Genomic DNA, 14,492 nt, shown 5'->3' on the forward strand with positions numbered 1-14,492 from the left:
GTTCTAGAATCGTCTGCCCAAAAAACCCGCCCCTGCGAATACTTCACTTTTGTACGGGCAGGTTTGACCGCAAAACTATGTGTTCTAGAATCGTCTGCCCAAAAAACCCGCCCCTACGAATACTTCACTTTTGACTTTTGACTTTTGACTTACTGTAAATGCCTCAACTCGTTTTGGTTCATCCGCAAATTCCTCCCAACACAGGTAATATTGCCCGTACCTGTGCGGCGACAGGGACAGAATTGCATTTGGTTGCACCGTTGGGTTTTGAAATTAGCGATCGCTATTTGAAACGAGCTGGCTTAGACTACTGGCAATATGTCAACTTGCATTACCACGAATCTCTAGACAGCTTCAAAAACTATTATCTAGAGCGCGGGGGACGCTGGGTTGGCTTTAGCGTTAAAGGTGAATCGAACTACATCGAATACCAATTTCAGGCTGACGATTGGTTGCTATTCGGTAGCGAAACAAGTGGATTACCTCCAGCCGTCCTCTCTGCTTGTCACGCCAGAGTTTACATTCCTATGGCTCAAACTGGCGTTCGCAGTCTAAACCTTTCTGTCAGCGTCGCCATTGGTCTGTTTGAAGCCCGTCGGCAATTAGGATATTTAAAGGCATAGGGAGCAGGGGAACTGATTTACGTATATTCTCTGATTTTTTTGACTTAAATTCAAATTGAAGTAATTTTTTTTACAGCTAGTTTTTGCTACTTTCTCACGCTCGGGTTTTCAGCCTTGAGGCAGATATAAGAAATTTTTATAAACTATTTGACCAAACTGTCTTTTTCGATGATACATTTTCTTCATCTTTTATCTGCGTTGTCATAGAGGACTGACAGCTCTCATAAAGAGATAAGTTAAGGATTTGAGTAATTCTACTCAGATTCAAGCTTTGGCTGTGTAGCTCGCAGCTTTGGTAAAATGCGACACTTGTTGGCTTACAGGAATTGACTTAAATTGGCTATGTGTAATAGAGAACATAAGTAACATGACTCAATACATCGATGTAACGATTTCATTAAAAAATGTTAAATGACGATAAAAGAAAAAATAAATATGCCAAAACAAAAAATGCATGTATTCTGGGCAGTTCTTACTCCTGAAGTAGAAATCGCCCAACTGTAGTATATTGAGCAGACTGGAGACAACGTTAATTTTTTTTGCCAATAGGCTGTAAGCTTGTTTAAATCAAAAATGCCTAGTAAGCTTGCCTCAGCATATTTATCTCAGCATGAAAAACTGGATTTGATAACACTCAAAACCATCATGTAGTAGTATCGCAATTGCAATCGCCAGAGCAAATGAACAGAGGTAGTTAAGCGCTATTCCAGACAGGAGGTCATTGTTGAAACAAACGTGGGCAAAAGATCGGGCAGATCGAGCCTCTAAAGCCAAGCGGCAAGTGCGGACTTCAGCCGCCACGATCGGCATTATTTTCTCAGCCGGAGCGTCCAATCTGCTATTGACCCAAATCAGTAATAGCGCTCCAGCCATAGCCGTAAATCAGCCTTCGCTTAGTCAAATGCCGATAGCCACTAGAGCGAGCTTAACCATTAGCAGCATTGGTGTGCCACCAGGAATCGCGGCAACCGTGCCTTTAGCATTCACTCGAAGTCATACTAACGCGACACAGTTATTTGAGCCTGTAGCCAAGCAACCAACAGAGAAAACAGCCAAAGTTTTACAGGCTTTGCGAGTCAATCGCCTGATTCGCCAGCTCAAGGCAAGTAAAATTACCGTATCAACAGCAGCGTTAGTATCTCAACTAGACGAGCGAGAAGCAGCGATCGCCAGACAAAGATGGTCGATCGATCGCCTGAGACAGAAATTGAATCGCTTGGAAGAAGATAGTTCGGCGGAGTTGGGGTTTGAGGAGTGGCAAGCATCGGCAGGTACATCGAGCCAGGAACGAATGGGGGCATCGCTAGCAAGCGATCCTGGGCTGCAACCCGCAGTGTCTCTACTAGCATTCCATCCTCAGTTACAAATCCCACATTCAACACATGGTAATGCAAGTGGGGAGGCAATGCCTTACGTACTGGAGGCATTGCCTGAAGCTCGAAGCATGTCTTTGGCACAAACGCACACAGCGGCAAGTCTGCCAAAAATAGCGGTCGATCGCCCAATGGTACTAGTCCCCTTACAGGCACTTAGCTACAAGGTAAAAGCCGGAGACACGCTGAGTGCGATCGCGCAACAACACGGACTACCACTGACAACTCTCATTACCGCCAACAAATTAGCCGATCCCAACCGCATTCAGATCGCCCAACAGCTGATCGTGCCAATTTCGCCATCAAAGGGAAGTGAGAGCCAGCAGCCAATAACAGCAGCTCTGGAAAACAATACTAATGCTGGTATGGGTGGCAACATTTCTGAAGATGATTCGGTTGTGGAAGCCAATCCTCAAGGGATAGCAGAAATTCAGCGGCAGCAATCAGCAAAAGCAGAACAAGCACAGTTAAGCGATCGCTACGTCCAAAATTTACGTAGTGATATCGAGAAATTACAGCAGAGATATCGCACCCAGCCATTGCTGAGTCAAGCAATACCAGCAGAACAACCTGCTGCCAAGACGAGTGGCGATCGCTTGTTGCGGAAGCTACGTCAGATTGCATCTATCGAACTTAAAACAGATCGAAACTTCAATTCCAAACAAGCAAGCAAGACTTTACAAGTAGAAGCACCAAAACAGCCACAGCGTTCAGTGCAACCAACTGAAGATGAAAGTGATGATAGCTTGGCAACAGCACCGATTAGTAGAGATGCAACAGATTCGCTCCAATCAATTCAGCAACGAAACGTATCGCCAGCATTACCACCTTTAGATTCAGCAGATACCTATTTACCCAAACCGACAATTTCCAAAAAGGGCTTCATGTGGCCTGCTAGAGGGAAACTTTCTTCCGGGTATGGCTATCGTTGGGGGAGGATGCATCGGGGAATTGACATTGCTGCTCCGGTGGGGACACCTATTTTTGCGGCTGCGGCTGGAGTCGTCATCAAGTCAGGCTGGAACTCTGGCGGCTACGGCAATATGGTTGATATTCAACACACAGATGGTACGGTCACTCGCTATGCCCACAACAAGCGATTGCTCGTTCACAAAGGTCAAACAGTATACCAAGGGCAGCAGATTTCTGAGATGGGTAATACTGGTTTTAGTACCGGTCCTCACCTACACTTTGAAATTCATCCACTAGGTAAAAAAGCAGTTAATCCGATTGCTTTTTTACCTCGATGAAGGGAGCAGGGAGCAGGGAGTAGGGAGTAGGGATTGGTGAGTGAATTCTGACTTACGACTTACGACTTACGACTTCTTCCCCTACCTTCTTCATATCTTCCTAATTCTTTGCCAGATGGTGAAGCTTAGAAGTGCGACAATGCTGAGCATAGTCATTAGGATAGTGAGAGGGGTCATACCTTGTAATTTCATTGCTAAACAATTCGCGATCGCGGTGAAAGACCATAATGCGATCGCCGTAGCTCGTTGGGATAAGCCAGTAGCCAACAAGCGGTGATGTAGATGGTCTTTACCAGGAGTACTCAGAGGATTTTTTCCCGCCATCAACCGCAGGACAAACACCTGAGTTGTGTCAATGACTGGTAGCAGCAGAAATAGGATTGTTGGTACTAAAGCAAATACAGTATTGACTTTTAAGCTACCTAAAATTGCTGTAGCCGCTAGCACGTAACCAAAAAAATAAGCACCAGCGTCTCCCATGATGATGCGGGAAGGATGAAAATTATGGCGCAGAAATCCTAGTGCTGAGCCTCCCAATGCCGCTAGGAGTAAAGTTGCTGCGGCTCTAGTGGCAAATTGTGCTGAGACTGCTAGTAGGCTCATAGAAGTGATAAAGCTGACTCCTCCTACTAAACCGTCAATTCCATCCATCAAGTTAATTGCATTCGTAATTCCGACCACCCACAGCACGGTAATCAGAGTCGAAAGTAACGGATCGATTGGTGGAAATATTCTAGCTTCAATACGGATATCGCTAGCAATGAGCAAAAAAGCTGTCAGAATTTGTACGGACAAGCGTACCCAAGGTGGCAAGCCAAATTGGTCATCGATGAATCCTACTAAAACTAAAATCGAGCCTCCTAACAAGATTGTTAGTACCTCAGCTAGCACTCCTTCAATAACTATGGGGCGCAAAAGCGTTGCCAATACTAAAGCAGCTAACACTCCAGTATAAATTACCAAACCACCAGCATTAGGCAAAGGTTCGCGGTTGAGCCGTCGTTCGTTAGGCTGGTCTGCCCAACCTACTTTTAAAGCGAACGATCGCACTTCTGGCATTAATTGCCAAGTGACTATCCACGCCAACACAAAGGTAAACATGACTGATAGCCAACCATAACCATATGGGCTGGCGATACCAATAGATTGGAGGAAGCCGTAGATGTTCATCTTTTTTAATCCAATCCTTAATCATAAGGATGAATACGAGCAGCAACAGTATAGTTCAGACTTGCTAAAAAGCTACATCTGTGTTTATGCTCATGCCAATTTAACAGATAGAGAAATTTCGGTGTCCTCTCAATTTAAATCGAGTTGGAGCGAATTTGAGTCTAGCTTCAAAATTTTGTCAGAAAGTACGATTGGGCGATCGATATGTTAGTATATTTAAGCGTCAAAATTTGGCTCAGTAGCTCAGTTGGTTAGAGCAGGGGACTCATAAGCCCAAGGTCGGCAGTTCAAATCTGCCTTGAGCCATCCAAATTTCAAGCCTTACAAGCCCCTCTACGCCGTTCTTAAGCAGAAAAGTTAGGGTATTTTTAGAGTAGTTTCGAGCAATTATTGGGGTAAGATTGGGGTAAAGCCAGGTTACACTATAGGCGCTGACCCCAAAAGATTATCCAGCTTAAGCTAATGCAATTAGAAAGCAGGCAGCATAAAGCTTCTAAGGGTTCAGTACAGATTAAAGTATCCAATGGTCGGTTGCAGCTAGCGTTCACTCACGCTGGCAAGCGGCACTATCTCTCGCTGGGGCTATCGGACAATAAACTAAATCGAAAAGCAGCAGAGGCTAAGGCGAAGCTCATTGAGTCTGATATTACTTATGAGCGGTTTGACCATACCCTAGCCAAATACAAGCCCCAGTCAGTACTTAGCACCGTTACCCCAATTACCCCAATTGTTAGCCCAAAAATTGCTTTTGCCGAGCTGTGGGAAAAGTATACGCAGTATAAGTCTTCTCAAGTTGCTGCTAGCACGCTAGTAAGGGACTACGGCAAAATTGCCAAGCGGCTACAAGCTCTCCCTAAAAACGTTGAGGACGCTGTAGGAGTTAGAGACTGGCTACTTGGCAAATACAGCAGTGAAGTAGCACGTCGCACTTTAGTCCAAATGAATGCCTGTTGCAACTGGGCAGTCAAATCAGGTTTAGCCTCAGAGAATCCTTTCAGAGGTATGGCTAGTGATATTAAGAAAACAGTAAGGAATACGAGTAGAGAACCATTTAGTCGGGAAGAAAGGGATGCGATCGTCGCAGCATTTAGAAAAGAATAGCTTCTGTTCAAAATTTGCTCCCATACTCCACTCTTACTACATCCCCTATGTAGAGTTTCTTTTCATGACTGGTTGTCGTCCTGAAGAAGCGATCGCACTTCAATGGAAGCACGTTGCTACTGATTGTTTGAAGATTCAGTTCATAGAAGCAGAACCCAGCGATACACGTATTCTAGGAGACACCAAAAACCATAAAATCAGAGTTTTTCCTTGTAATGCTAGGCTTCAAGCCTTCCTACAAAGCATTAAACCTATAGATCAATACGGTTCATTTAAGGCTACGCTGTGCTGAGGATAAAGAAAATAGGAGGATTGGTTCGAGAGGGGGGTGGCTCGATGTCTTGGCTTTTTGAGCGAAACTTGGATACAGGTTTTTACAACTCTGGGATTGGTACGAGAAACTCGTTCAGGTAACAGAGTGTCTAAAATCTCTACAGTTAACCAACTTAAAAAAGGGGAGTTCTTGTGATTGCAAGCGTTGAAATTTCGGGATAGCACGACGAATAACTCGCAATGTCCCAGTGAAACTCAGACGCAAAGGAGTGATACCCGCGCTCTTTGCAGCTTGAAACATCAATAACCGCACAGCCCAGTGTCCTAACAACCACCCGTAAACTTCCTGCACAACTTCACGCGGTTTTGAGAGCGAATATGAGTTTTTCGTCCTGATAAATGTACTTTGAGTTCATCAATAGTATTTTCTACTTCCCAGCGTTGATGATATTCAATCGCCAGTAGTTGAGCCGGAAATTTCTCCAATTCCAATAAGCTGGTAATTAAGCGATATCTTAGTTGTTCCTCTGGGTTGTCGGTATTACCAATTGTGTATTCAATCACTCGGACTTGTATGGGCTGGCAAGCTTTTGAGCGGAATTTAGCAGGTGGATAAATCCAACTCAGATAAGAACCATCCGCCAGTGGTTCTTCGCACAAAAACTTGACATTTGCGGGAATTCTTCCTAAATAATCGCTACCAGTTGTGACAGTTGCTTGCACCATTGCATAAGAATGTAACCCTCTGTCCCACATCAACAACATCCCTGAACTCACGGAGCGTAATAATCTTAATGCCCGCACTCGTTCTCCTATTCGATATGGACACATCAATGCATCAAAGATTAAATGTGTTCCTGCTTCTACCAAAATGACTAATCGCAGTTTGGGAAATGCGGCTTGTGTGCCAGGACGGCTGCTCGGACGACCAAAAACTCTCGCATTTTCATCGCTGTCTGGCAGATCGAAGCAAGTCCGATCAATTACCACAATTCGCAATCCATTGAGAAATGCTCCTTTGGTATCGGTGCTAGCCATTGGTCGCACCAGTTGATGGAACAATTGACTCATCACCCTTGGACTTAATCGTTGTCGGGCTTGCGTTATTGCTGATTTACAAGGAACTCGCCAGTATTTCCCCACTTTCACCCATGCTTCGCTCAGCCCATCAATTAAGTTTTTCAGCACATCTCTCATCGAATCTCGTGACCACAGACTCATCGCAATTACCAAACAAATTACCAATTGTGCTGGTAACGAGCGTTTACGTTGTTCACAAACTTTAGTTTTAGCGATCGCTTGCTCGATCTCCGTGGATGGGATGGCTGCCTCTATCGCTTTGAACACATCACTACTTTGTATCGTAGGAGACAACAATGAGAAATCCTTCAGATGCACTACACTCACTTTCCATTCTTGGGAACAATGCTTAATTTACAACACTTTGAGCCTTAACTGAACCGTAGTGATATTTAATCTATCTATTGATAGACGATTTATGGATTTTAATGTTATTTTTTATACAGAAAACCCGCTGAAAGTAATATTGATTACTAGAGTTAAAAATTGCTAAATAGTTATTTGTCAAATGAAAGAAAAGCAATGGGTGACTTGAAAATCAACAGTCTTAGGTATGTAGCAAAATCGAATAAAGATAAATATTGCTTGCGCAATTGTTTTTGACATAAATTAATGTTAGTATGCACGGCTATGGATAGCGGATGTTAAAAAATTTGCGTACAAATAGAAGCTTTCCAGTAGTATTAGTTGCGCACGAAAATAGACAAAAATGCTCAAAAAACTCCCAATCTCACTTAGATTTTGGCTCCGATCTCTAGAACACAAATTTGCTGGGTTTTTCACAACGCTGTACAAATATAAGCCATATAAGAAGGGAGTATCTTCTTACGTCATCCCAAAATCATCTCTCACAGATCGGCAAGCTGATAGCGTAGAATTAGCAGTACCTCCACAAGAATTTTGGTTGGGATATGGCAAGACAAGGGAAGAATACTTGTCGTCTGGAGCAAAAGACACGCAGAAGATGTTGGAATTAGCCAAATCTTCAGGACTTACACTAACCGCAGGCGATCGCGTTTTAGATTTTGGCTGTGGTGCATGTAGAATGACTCGTCATTTGCAAAAATACGCGCATTCATGCAGATCTGGGGAGTAGACATTGATGCTGATATGATTTATTGGTGCAAAGAACACTTAGAGCCACTTTTCAATTTTGCAGTCACAACGACAATTCCTCACTTGCCATTTGAAGATCGATATTTCGATTTGATCTATGCTGGTTCGCTATTTACCCACGTTGACGATTTGACCGAAGCTTGGTTGTTAGAACTTCGGCGAATTCTTTCTCCCAAAGGAAGGCTTTACCTGACAATTCACGACAATCAAACTATCAAATTACTGCATACTGATTTCCAGAACATTTTTTTGTCTAAAAAACTCCGAGCTTCAGATTTGTACAATCAAACTAAAAATGATATGGCTGTTCTGACAATCGGTCGCAATACTGGTTCGCAAGTTTTTTACGATATCGATTATTTCTGTAAAAAACTGAGCAAGCTCTACAAAATACATTCGGTAACGACAGAAGCTTACAATTATCAAACAGCAATCTTAGTTGGTAGGAAATAAATCAAAATAGTCAGGTGGGCGTTGCCCACCTTGTACTTGAATTTCACTTCCTACAGCAAAAATAGTTCGTGCTACTGGCAAACTTGTTGCAGAGTTGGGATGAAATCTGGATAAGAAATTGCTGCGGCTTCGGCTCGACTTATAGTTGTCGCACCGCTGGCATTCAAAGCCGCGATCGCCAAACTCATAGCAATGCGATGATCGGTGTAACTATCTACCTCCGTACCCCTTAAAGCCGTCCCGCCAGTAATTTCTAAACCGTCGGGTAATTCCGTGACTTTCGCACCGATGCGATTTAACTCGGTTGCCATAGCTGCAAGGCGATCGCTTTCTTTAACCCGTAATTCTGCTGCATCCCGAATTATCGTCGTACCGCTAGCAAACACTGCTGCTACAGCCAAGATTGGGATCTCGTCGATTAATTTGGGGATGATATCGCCCGCGATCGTACACGCTTTTAAATCGCTAGAACGCACCCGCAGATCGGCAACTGGTTCCCCTGCGACAACTCGCTGATTTTCTAGTTGAATATCTGCCTCCATCATTTCCAAAGCTGCTAAAATCCCAGTGCGCGTGGGGTTAACGCCAACATTTTCAATGACCAATTCTGAATCTGGGACAATCGCCCCAGCCACCAACCAAAAAGCAGCCGAACTAATATCACCAGGAACGACTACCGGCTGTCCTTGCAGTTGCGCTGGTCCCGTTACCGTGACACTATGGGTTTGGGGATCGACGCTCAATTGCGCCCCAAAAGCTTGCAACATCCGTTCGCTGTGGTCGCGGGATAAAGCTGGTTCTGTCACCGTTGTTTTTCCCTCAGTCATCAACCCAGCTAGCAGAATACAAGATTTCACCTGTGCCGAAGCAATTGGAGATTGATAGTGGATTGGCTTGAGGTTTTGCCCTTGAATTGCCAAAGGTGCAAGAGAATTACCCTTACGTCCCCAAATTTGCGCCCCCATTTGTTGCAAAGGTTTGACGACGCGAGACATGGGACGCGATCGCAACGAACTATCTCCCGTAACTGTAAAAAATCTTTCTGGATGAGAAGCTAAAATTCCCAACATCAACCGGATCGTCGTCCCAGAGTTACCTGCATCCAATACGTCTGCTGGTTCCTGCAACTGACCCAAACCGATCCCTTTCACCCGCACCAAATCTGTATTGAGTTCTGAAATTTCCGCCCCCATTGCCCGAAAACAGCTAGCCGTACTCCTGGGGTCTTCCCCCAACAGCAGCCCTTGAATTTGGGTTTCCCCATTTGCCAGCGCCCCTAACATCAAAGCCCGATGGGAAATTGATTTATCGCCAGGAACCCGAATGCGACCGCGCAAGCAAAACCCTGTCTGGGGTCTAGTGACAATCAGATTTTGCTGGCGATCGATAGTTTCAACTGCGAACGGAGAAGCCAACATGGGGATAAACTAACAGATTGAGTGCGCTTGTTAGTTTATCTTGTTTGCCGACTCTGCGATCGCCTCACTCCAAATATAGAAAGAAAAATCATTCACCACTTGTAAGTATGGGAATTCCCTGCTCCTTACTCCCTGCTCCCTTCTAGCTGTTGATAAGCCTCCAACAACCCCTTAACTTCACTGGGAGAAAGATGCTCAATCCGTTCCAATAATTCAACTGCCATTTTCTCCGCTGTTTGTCCCGAAGTATTGCTCAAATCGGGTCGGCTAGAACGGCTAGAGTCAATATAACCTCCTAGCGTGGAGTGAATCAGGATATGGGTGTCCTTGAGCTTAAACCAGGGACGAATCCGTTCAAAAGCAATACTACCGACTTGACACATCCCGATTCCGTAACTTGGAGCCGAAACCTCTAGCTGATGTGCCATAATTCCCGATTCCAAGGTAACGAAGTGAATTCCTCGCTCGCCATAGCCAGGTCCAATCGCATCTAAATCGGCAATGAAGAAGATGGAGAAGGCACATTCATCAAACATTGGTGTATTAATGAATGGAATATGGACTCCTCTGTCAATATCGACATTAGGTGTCAAAACAACGAGTTGATGTTCTTCTGGATGATAGTAGTAAACACCAGCTGGCACATTTTCAATGCGTCCGGGTTTGACATGCAAGTAAACTTGAGTTGGATTCAAACCGCCAGGGGAAGCATAGAGAAACTTAAATTGACCGTCTAGGATAATTTGAGACAAACAGCTTAGAAATAGGCTGAAATTCTCAAATGGAATTGATCTTAACAAGAATTTACGATAACTGCTGCGATCGCTATACTTTTTCCCTAAGTTCTCATCAATAACAGGCTGCTGTAATTGAATTGCAGGCATTTCGCTCAGATCTCGCCGGACTCCTGGGCGCGATTTCTTAAATTTCTCCCGCTCCACAGGATCGAGAATAATCCTGTAGGAAGACAGCAGCTTATTTCCTAACAGACTGTCATCTGTATTGCTAGAAACCGATTTACTTTCTTGCCGCTCGTAATAATCAACTAATGCTTGAATTGACTGCAAGCGGAATAATTCATCAATCCGGGGACGATTCTTAAATTCCTTTTCTAGTTGGTTGCCAATTCTCACCATATCGAGGGAATTCGCCCCTACACTCAATAAATTCGCGTCCAAATCGGCATTTTCCATCTGCAATACTTCACACACAATTCGACTGACTTTTGCATGAATCCCTGAAGACTGCTTTTGAGTTTTACTTTTAGCAGGGGTAGCATCTGCTGCAAAAGGTGCGGGTAGCGCTTTGCGATCGACTTTGCCATTACGAGTCAAAGGAAACTGTTCTAGGATTACGAAAGCAGCAGGAACCATGTGTTCTGGTAACTGAGTGCGTAAAAACAAGCGCAGTTCGTCAGTATTTAGCTCTGACTCTTTCGCCGGAATGACGTATGCTACTAAGAGGTCATTTATAAAGAAAAGTTGAAAGCAGCGAGAATGGAGGCAAGAGGCTTTTACTATGACAAGACAGTAGCCCAAAGCATTGCCTCATGAGTAGAAAAGCTTACAAAAGTGATTTAACCGATCGAGAATGGCAAATCATTGAACCATTAATTCCACCTGTAAGACCAGGAGGACATCCACGTACTGTGGATATGCGTGAGGTAGTAAATGCCATCTTTTATTTGCTGAAAACTGGCTGTGCTTGGGAGATGCTACCACATGACTTCCCACCCTATTCAACGGTTTATTATTACTTTCGGCGTTGGCAAAAACGAGGAATTTGGCAGCAGATAAATCTTGCCTTACGTGAACAAGTACGGATGAAGCTGGGCAAATCTCATCAAGCTACTGCTGCAATTGTGGATAGCCAGTCCGTAAAAACGACGGAAAAAAGGGGAAGTATCCGGCTTTGATGGCGGCAAGCTAGTTAAAGGTCGCAAACGCCATGTCGTAGTAGATCCTCAAGGACTACTAATGGGTGTAGTAATCACCGAAGCTAATGCTTCAGAACGATTAGGAGCAATAGTGGCATTGCTAGAAGAGTGCTATAACTCTAAGTCTTTAGAGCTAATTTGGGCAGATAGTGGCTACAGTGGAGAGAATTTTGCACAAGCTGTAATGGTAGTCTGCGGTGCAGAAGTAGAAATAGTTAAGCGGATTACAGATGGGTTTGAAGTTTTGCCCAGAAGATGGGTAGTTGAACGAACTTTTGGCTGGCTAGGACGCTATCGACGACTAAGTAAGGATTATGAACTCCTACCGGAAATAAGTGAATCTATGGTCTACGCTGCTATGGTACGGCTGATGCTGAGACGACTAGCTGCTTGATTTTTACTTTATAAATCAGCTCTAAAAGCTTTTTGCCTTTCTGGTCGTAAGTCGTCGCGATCGCCGAATTAACACCTGCGTGTTGTTGTAAAGTTGACTCGATTTCCCCTAGCTCGATCCGCTGACTGTTGATTTTAACTTGAAAATCGACCCGTCCCATAAACTCAATCGTCCCGTCGGGGCGGAAGCGTCCCATATCCCCAGTTCGATAAATTCGTTCGCCAGTACGGGGATGCAAAATAAATTTGGCGTTGGTTTTCTCTGGATCGTGCCAGTAACCTTTGGCAACTCCGACGCCAGCAACGCACATCTCCCCCGACACCCAAGCGGGACATTCTACCAAAGCATCGTTGAGAATGTAGTAGCGAGTATTGGAAATTGGTCGTCCGTAGGGAATGCTTTTCCAGTTCGGGTCAAACTCTTCAATCGGATACCAAATATTCCACAGCGTTGTTTCCGTAGGACCGCCGACGCTGACTACTTTCGCTCCTTCTACCAGCGCCTCAAGACGTTTGGGAATCGTTAACGGAATCCAATCTCCACCTAGAAATGCCAGCCGCAATGTCGATGGAATGACATCCGTGCGCTCGCCTGCATATTCCAAAAACATATCCATCATTGCCGGAACCGAATTCCAGAGCGTAATCTGATGCTTCATGCACAGATCCGACCAATGGGACGGGTCGCGTCGTCCGCTGGCATCGGGGATAATTAAGGTTCCTCCAGCACCCAACACGCCAAATAGGTCGAAGATAGACATATCGTGATGCAGGGCTGTCAATCCTAGAATACAATCGCCAGAATTAATCTCAAATTGCTTTTGAGTGCTAACAACAGCATTCACTAGCCCGCGATGGCGAATCATTACGCCTTTCGGCAAGCCAGTAGAACCCGAGGTGTAGAGGACAAAGGCGAGATCGTCAGGTGTTTGAATCGGTTCTAAAGGGCGATCGTCAATATTTTCCAAGTTTTCGCGATCGACGCAGAGGCGCTGCACCCGATCGGACCACTCCAAGCGATCGTCTAACCAAGATTGAGTCAGGACAATTTCAGCTTTACCATTCTCCAGCAGGTAGTCAAGCCGTTCTTTCCCGACTGTGGCATCAATCGGAAGGTAAGCAGCACCAGCGTGTAATATGCCCAGAGCAGCTACCACTTGCTCCCAACCCTTTTCCATCACGATCGCGATCGGTTGGTTTGGTTGCGCTCCTAAATTCCGCAAATGCCGTCCCCAACGGTTTGCCAAGGAATACAATTCTTGATAGGTTAAGGTTTTCTGAGTCGTAATGACTGCAGGTCGATTCGGACGCTGAGGCACTTGAGCCGCAATCAGATCGTGAAGCAAGATTTCCGGCATTGGCTGCTCGTCCCCGGCAGCTACCAACTGCTGACCTGTCGCCACTATCACCCGCCGCATGACTTCCGACCAACTCTGCTGCCAGAGATTTTCATCAGTACCTAACAGATGGAGCAATTGGATAAAAGCATTTAAGAGATTTTGGGATAGTCCTTCAGGAAAAAGTTCTTCCACGGTATCCCAGTGGCAATAAAGCGCACCATTATGCTCAAAAACGTGGTTGTCTAACCACACTTGAGAAGTTTGGTTAATTGCAAATATCACCTCACCCAGAGCCTCTGCTTGCACTGTAGCATAGGTACTTTGTCCGGTTTCATCTGCTGGAATTGTAGTAAATACAACTGGCATCAGCGAACCAGAGAGTCGATTTTGAGCAACGGCAAGTTCCCGCAGGACTTCGACCCCGTTAAAGAAACGATGGTCTATGTCGCTCCAAAGTTGCGCCTGTAGGCGTTGCGATCACTCGGCAAAGGAAGCATCTCCCGTATTGTCAACTTCTAGGACGGTAAATGAGGCAGATTCTCCAATCAAGCGGTTTACCTGCGAGTGGAGAGGCAGGCGATTGAAACTTGGTACGTTAATGCAGAAATGTCGTTCTTTATTCCACAACATCAGAACTTCAGCGTATGCTGCTGCCAAAATGCCTGGTGCAGTAATTCCTAATTTGGTTGCTTGCGCCTTAACTCGTTGCCAAATCGGAGCTTCTACTACCCCTTCTCGACGCACAAACCTGCCACTCGTGAGGGCAGACGGCTGTTTGGCGAGGGGCAAATCTGGTCCCAAAAGTAAAGAGTTAACTCGTTTGTGCCAGTAATCCTGCGATCGCCGATACTCTTCAGAATTGACGAGCGTTCGCTCTGCCAAGACATAATCGCGGAAGCTAATTTCTAAAGACTCTAGTGGGACTTTGTAAGAAAGATGGAGCAAATTGAGCTAGAATGCGGGTAG

12 protein-coding genes, 1 tRNA gene and 1 pseudogene are annotated in these 14,492 nt (G+C 45.0%); 8 read left to right on the forward strand and 6 right to left on the reverse strand.

Going from position 1 to position 14,492, the window contains the following annotated elements:
• The first annotated feature begins 158 nt into the window (after positions 1-158).
• Entirely contained in the window at positions 159-623 is a 465-nt protein-coding gene (locus tag N4J56_RS14100) for a tRNA (cytidine(34)-2'-O)-methyltransferase (protein WP_317107022.1), read from the forward strand.
• Positions 624-1,347: 724 nt separating this feature from the next.
• A complete protein-coding gene (locus N4J56_RS14105) occupies positions 1,348-3,246 on the forward strand; it encodes a peptidoglycan DD-metalloendopeptidase family protein (RefSeq protein WP_317107023.1) in 1,899 nt (632 codons plus the stop codon).
• A gap of 90 nt (positions 3,247-3,336) precedes the next feature.
• On the opposite strand, the gene N4J56_RS14110 is transcribed toward N4J56_RS14105, so the two are convergent.
• Positions 3,337-4,416 carry an MraY family glycosyltransferase gene (locus N4J56_RS14110; protein WP_317107024.1) on the reverse strand — a complete coding sequence of 360 codons (1,080 nt, stop codon included), beginning with the start codon at positions 4,414-4,416 and terminating at the stop codon, positions 3,337-3,339.
• 232 nt (positions 4,417-4,648) lie between these two features.
• Here N4J56_RS14110 and N4J56_RS14115 point away from each other — a divergent pair.
• The 3 genes from N4J56_RS14115 to N4J56_RS14125 all read left to right on the forward strand — a co-directional run bounded on the left by N4J56_RS14115 (position 4,649) and on the right by N4J56_RS14125 (position 5,809).
• Positions 4,649-4,722, forward strand: a tRNA-Met gene (locus N4J56_RS14115).
• 156 nt (positions 4,723-4,878) lie between these two features.
• Positions 4,879-5,517, forward strand: coding sequence for an Arm DNA-binding domain-containing protein (locus N4J56_RS14120; protein ID WP_317107025.1), 639 nt, complete (start codon positions 4,879-4,881; stop codon positions 5,515-5,517).
• 64 nt (positions 5,518-5,581) lie between these two features.
• Positions 5,582-5,809: a hypothetical protein gene (locus N4J56_RS14125; protein ID WP_317107026.1), complete on the forward strand. Its 228-nt coding sequence runs from the start codon at positions 5,582-5,584 to the stop codon at positions 5,807-5,809.
• Positions 5,810-5,923: 114 nt separating this feature from the next.
• Here the strand turns inward: N4J56_RS14125 and N4J56_RS14130 are convergent.
• Positions 5,924-7,098 (reverse strand): annotated as a pseudogene (locus tag N4J56_RS14130) (IS4 family transposase).
• 481 nt (positions 7,099-7,579) lie between these two features.
• Here N4J56_RS14130 and N4J56_RS14135 point away from each other — a divergent pair.
• Together N4J56_RS14135 and N4J56_RS14140 are read left to right on the forward strand one after the other, a co-directional pair.
• Entirely contained in the window at positions 7,580-7,966 is a 387-nt protein-coding gene (locus N4J56_RS14135; RefSeq protein WP_317107027.1) for a hypothetical protein, read from the forward strand.
• Complete coding sequence (locus tag N4J56_RS14140) at positions 7,948-8,439, forward strand: class I SAM-dependent methyltransferase (RefSeq protein WP_317107028.1); 492 nt, start codon at positions 7,948-7,950, stop codon at positions 8,437-8,439. The genes N4J56_RS14135 and N4J56_RS14140 overlap by 19 nt, the downstream gene beginning before the upstream one ends.
• A 71-nt stretch (positions 8,440-8,510) precedes the next feature.
• Here the strand turns inward: N4J56_RS14140 and aroA are convergent, their stop codons facing one another.
• Both aroA and N4J56_RS14150 read right to left on the reverse strand, forming a co-directional pair.
• Positions 8,511-9,857, reverse strand: a complete 1,347-nt coding sequence (gene aroA, locus N4J56_RS14145) for a 3-phosphoshikimate 1-carboxyvinyltransferase (RefSeq protein ID WP_317107029.1) — start codon at positions 9,855-9,857, stop codon at positions 8,511-8,513.
• A gap of 125 nt (positions 9,858-9,982) precedes the next feature.
• On the reverse strand, positions 9,983-11,395 hold the full coding sequence (locus N4J56_RS14150) for a SagB family peptide dehydrogenase (RefSeq protein WP_317107030.1): 1,413 nt from the start codon (positions 11,393-11,395) through the stop codon (positions 9,983-9,985).
• Between the two features lie 11 nt (positions 11,396-11,406).
• Here N4J56_RS14150 and N4J56_RS14155 point away from each other — a divergent pair.
• Positions 11,407-12,187 (forward strand): IS5 family transposase gene (locus tag N4J56_RS14155; protein ID WP_317105119.1). Its coding sequence is split into 2 segments (ribosomal slippage): positions 11,407-11,744 and positions 11,743-12,187, totalling 783 coding nucleotides; the frame shifts between segments, so codons are not numbered across the junction.
• Here N4J56_RS14155 and N4J56_RS14160 read toward each other — a convergent pair.
• Positions 12,150-13,892, reverse strand: a complete 1,743-nt coding sequence (locus tag N4J56_RS14160) for an amino acid adenylation domain-containing protein (protein ID WP_317107031.1) — start codon at positions 13,890-13,892, stop codon at positions 12,150-12,152. The two genes, N4J56_RS14155 and N4J56_RS14160, sit on opposite strands and share 38 nt — an antisense overlap.
• A gap of 111 nt (positions 13,893-14,003) precedes the next feature.
• Positions 14,004-14,471 (reverse strand): condensation domain-containing protein, encoded by a 468-nt coding sequence (locus tag N4J56_RS14165; protein ID WP_317107032.1) that lies wholly within the window; start codon positions 14,469-14,471, stop codon positions 14,004-14,006.
• Positions 14,472-14,492: the final 21 nt, after the last annotated feature.

The organism is Chroococcidiopsis sp. SAG 2025 (genome assembly GCF_032860985.1).
Taxonomy (GTDB): Bacteria; Cyanobacteriota; Cyanobacteriia; order Cyanobacteriales; family Chroococcidiopsidaceae; genus Chroococcidiopsis.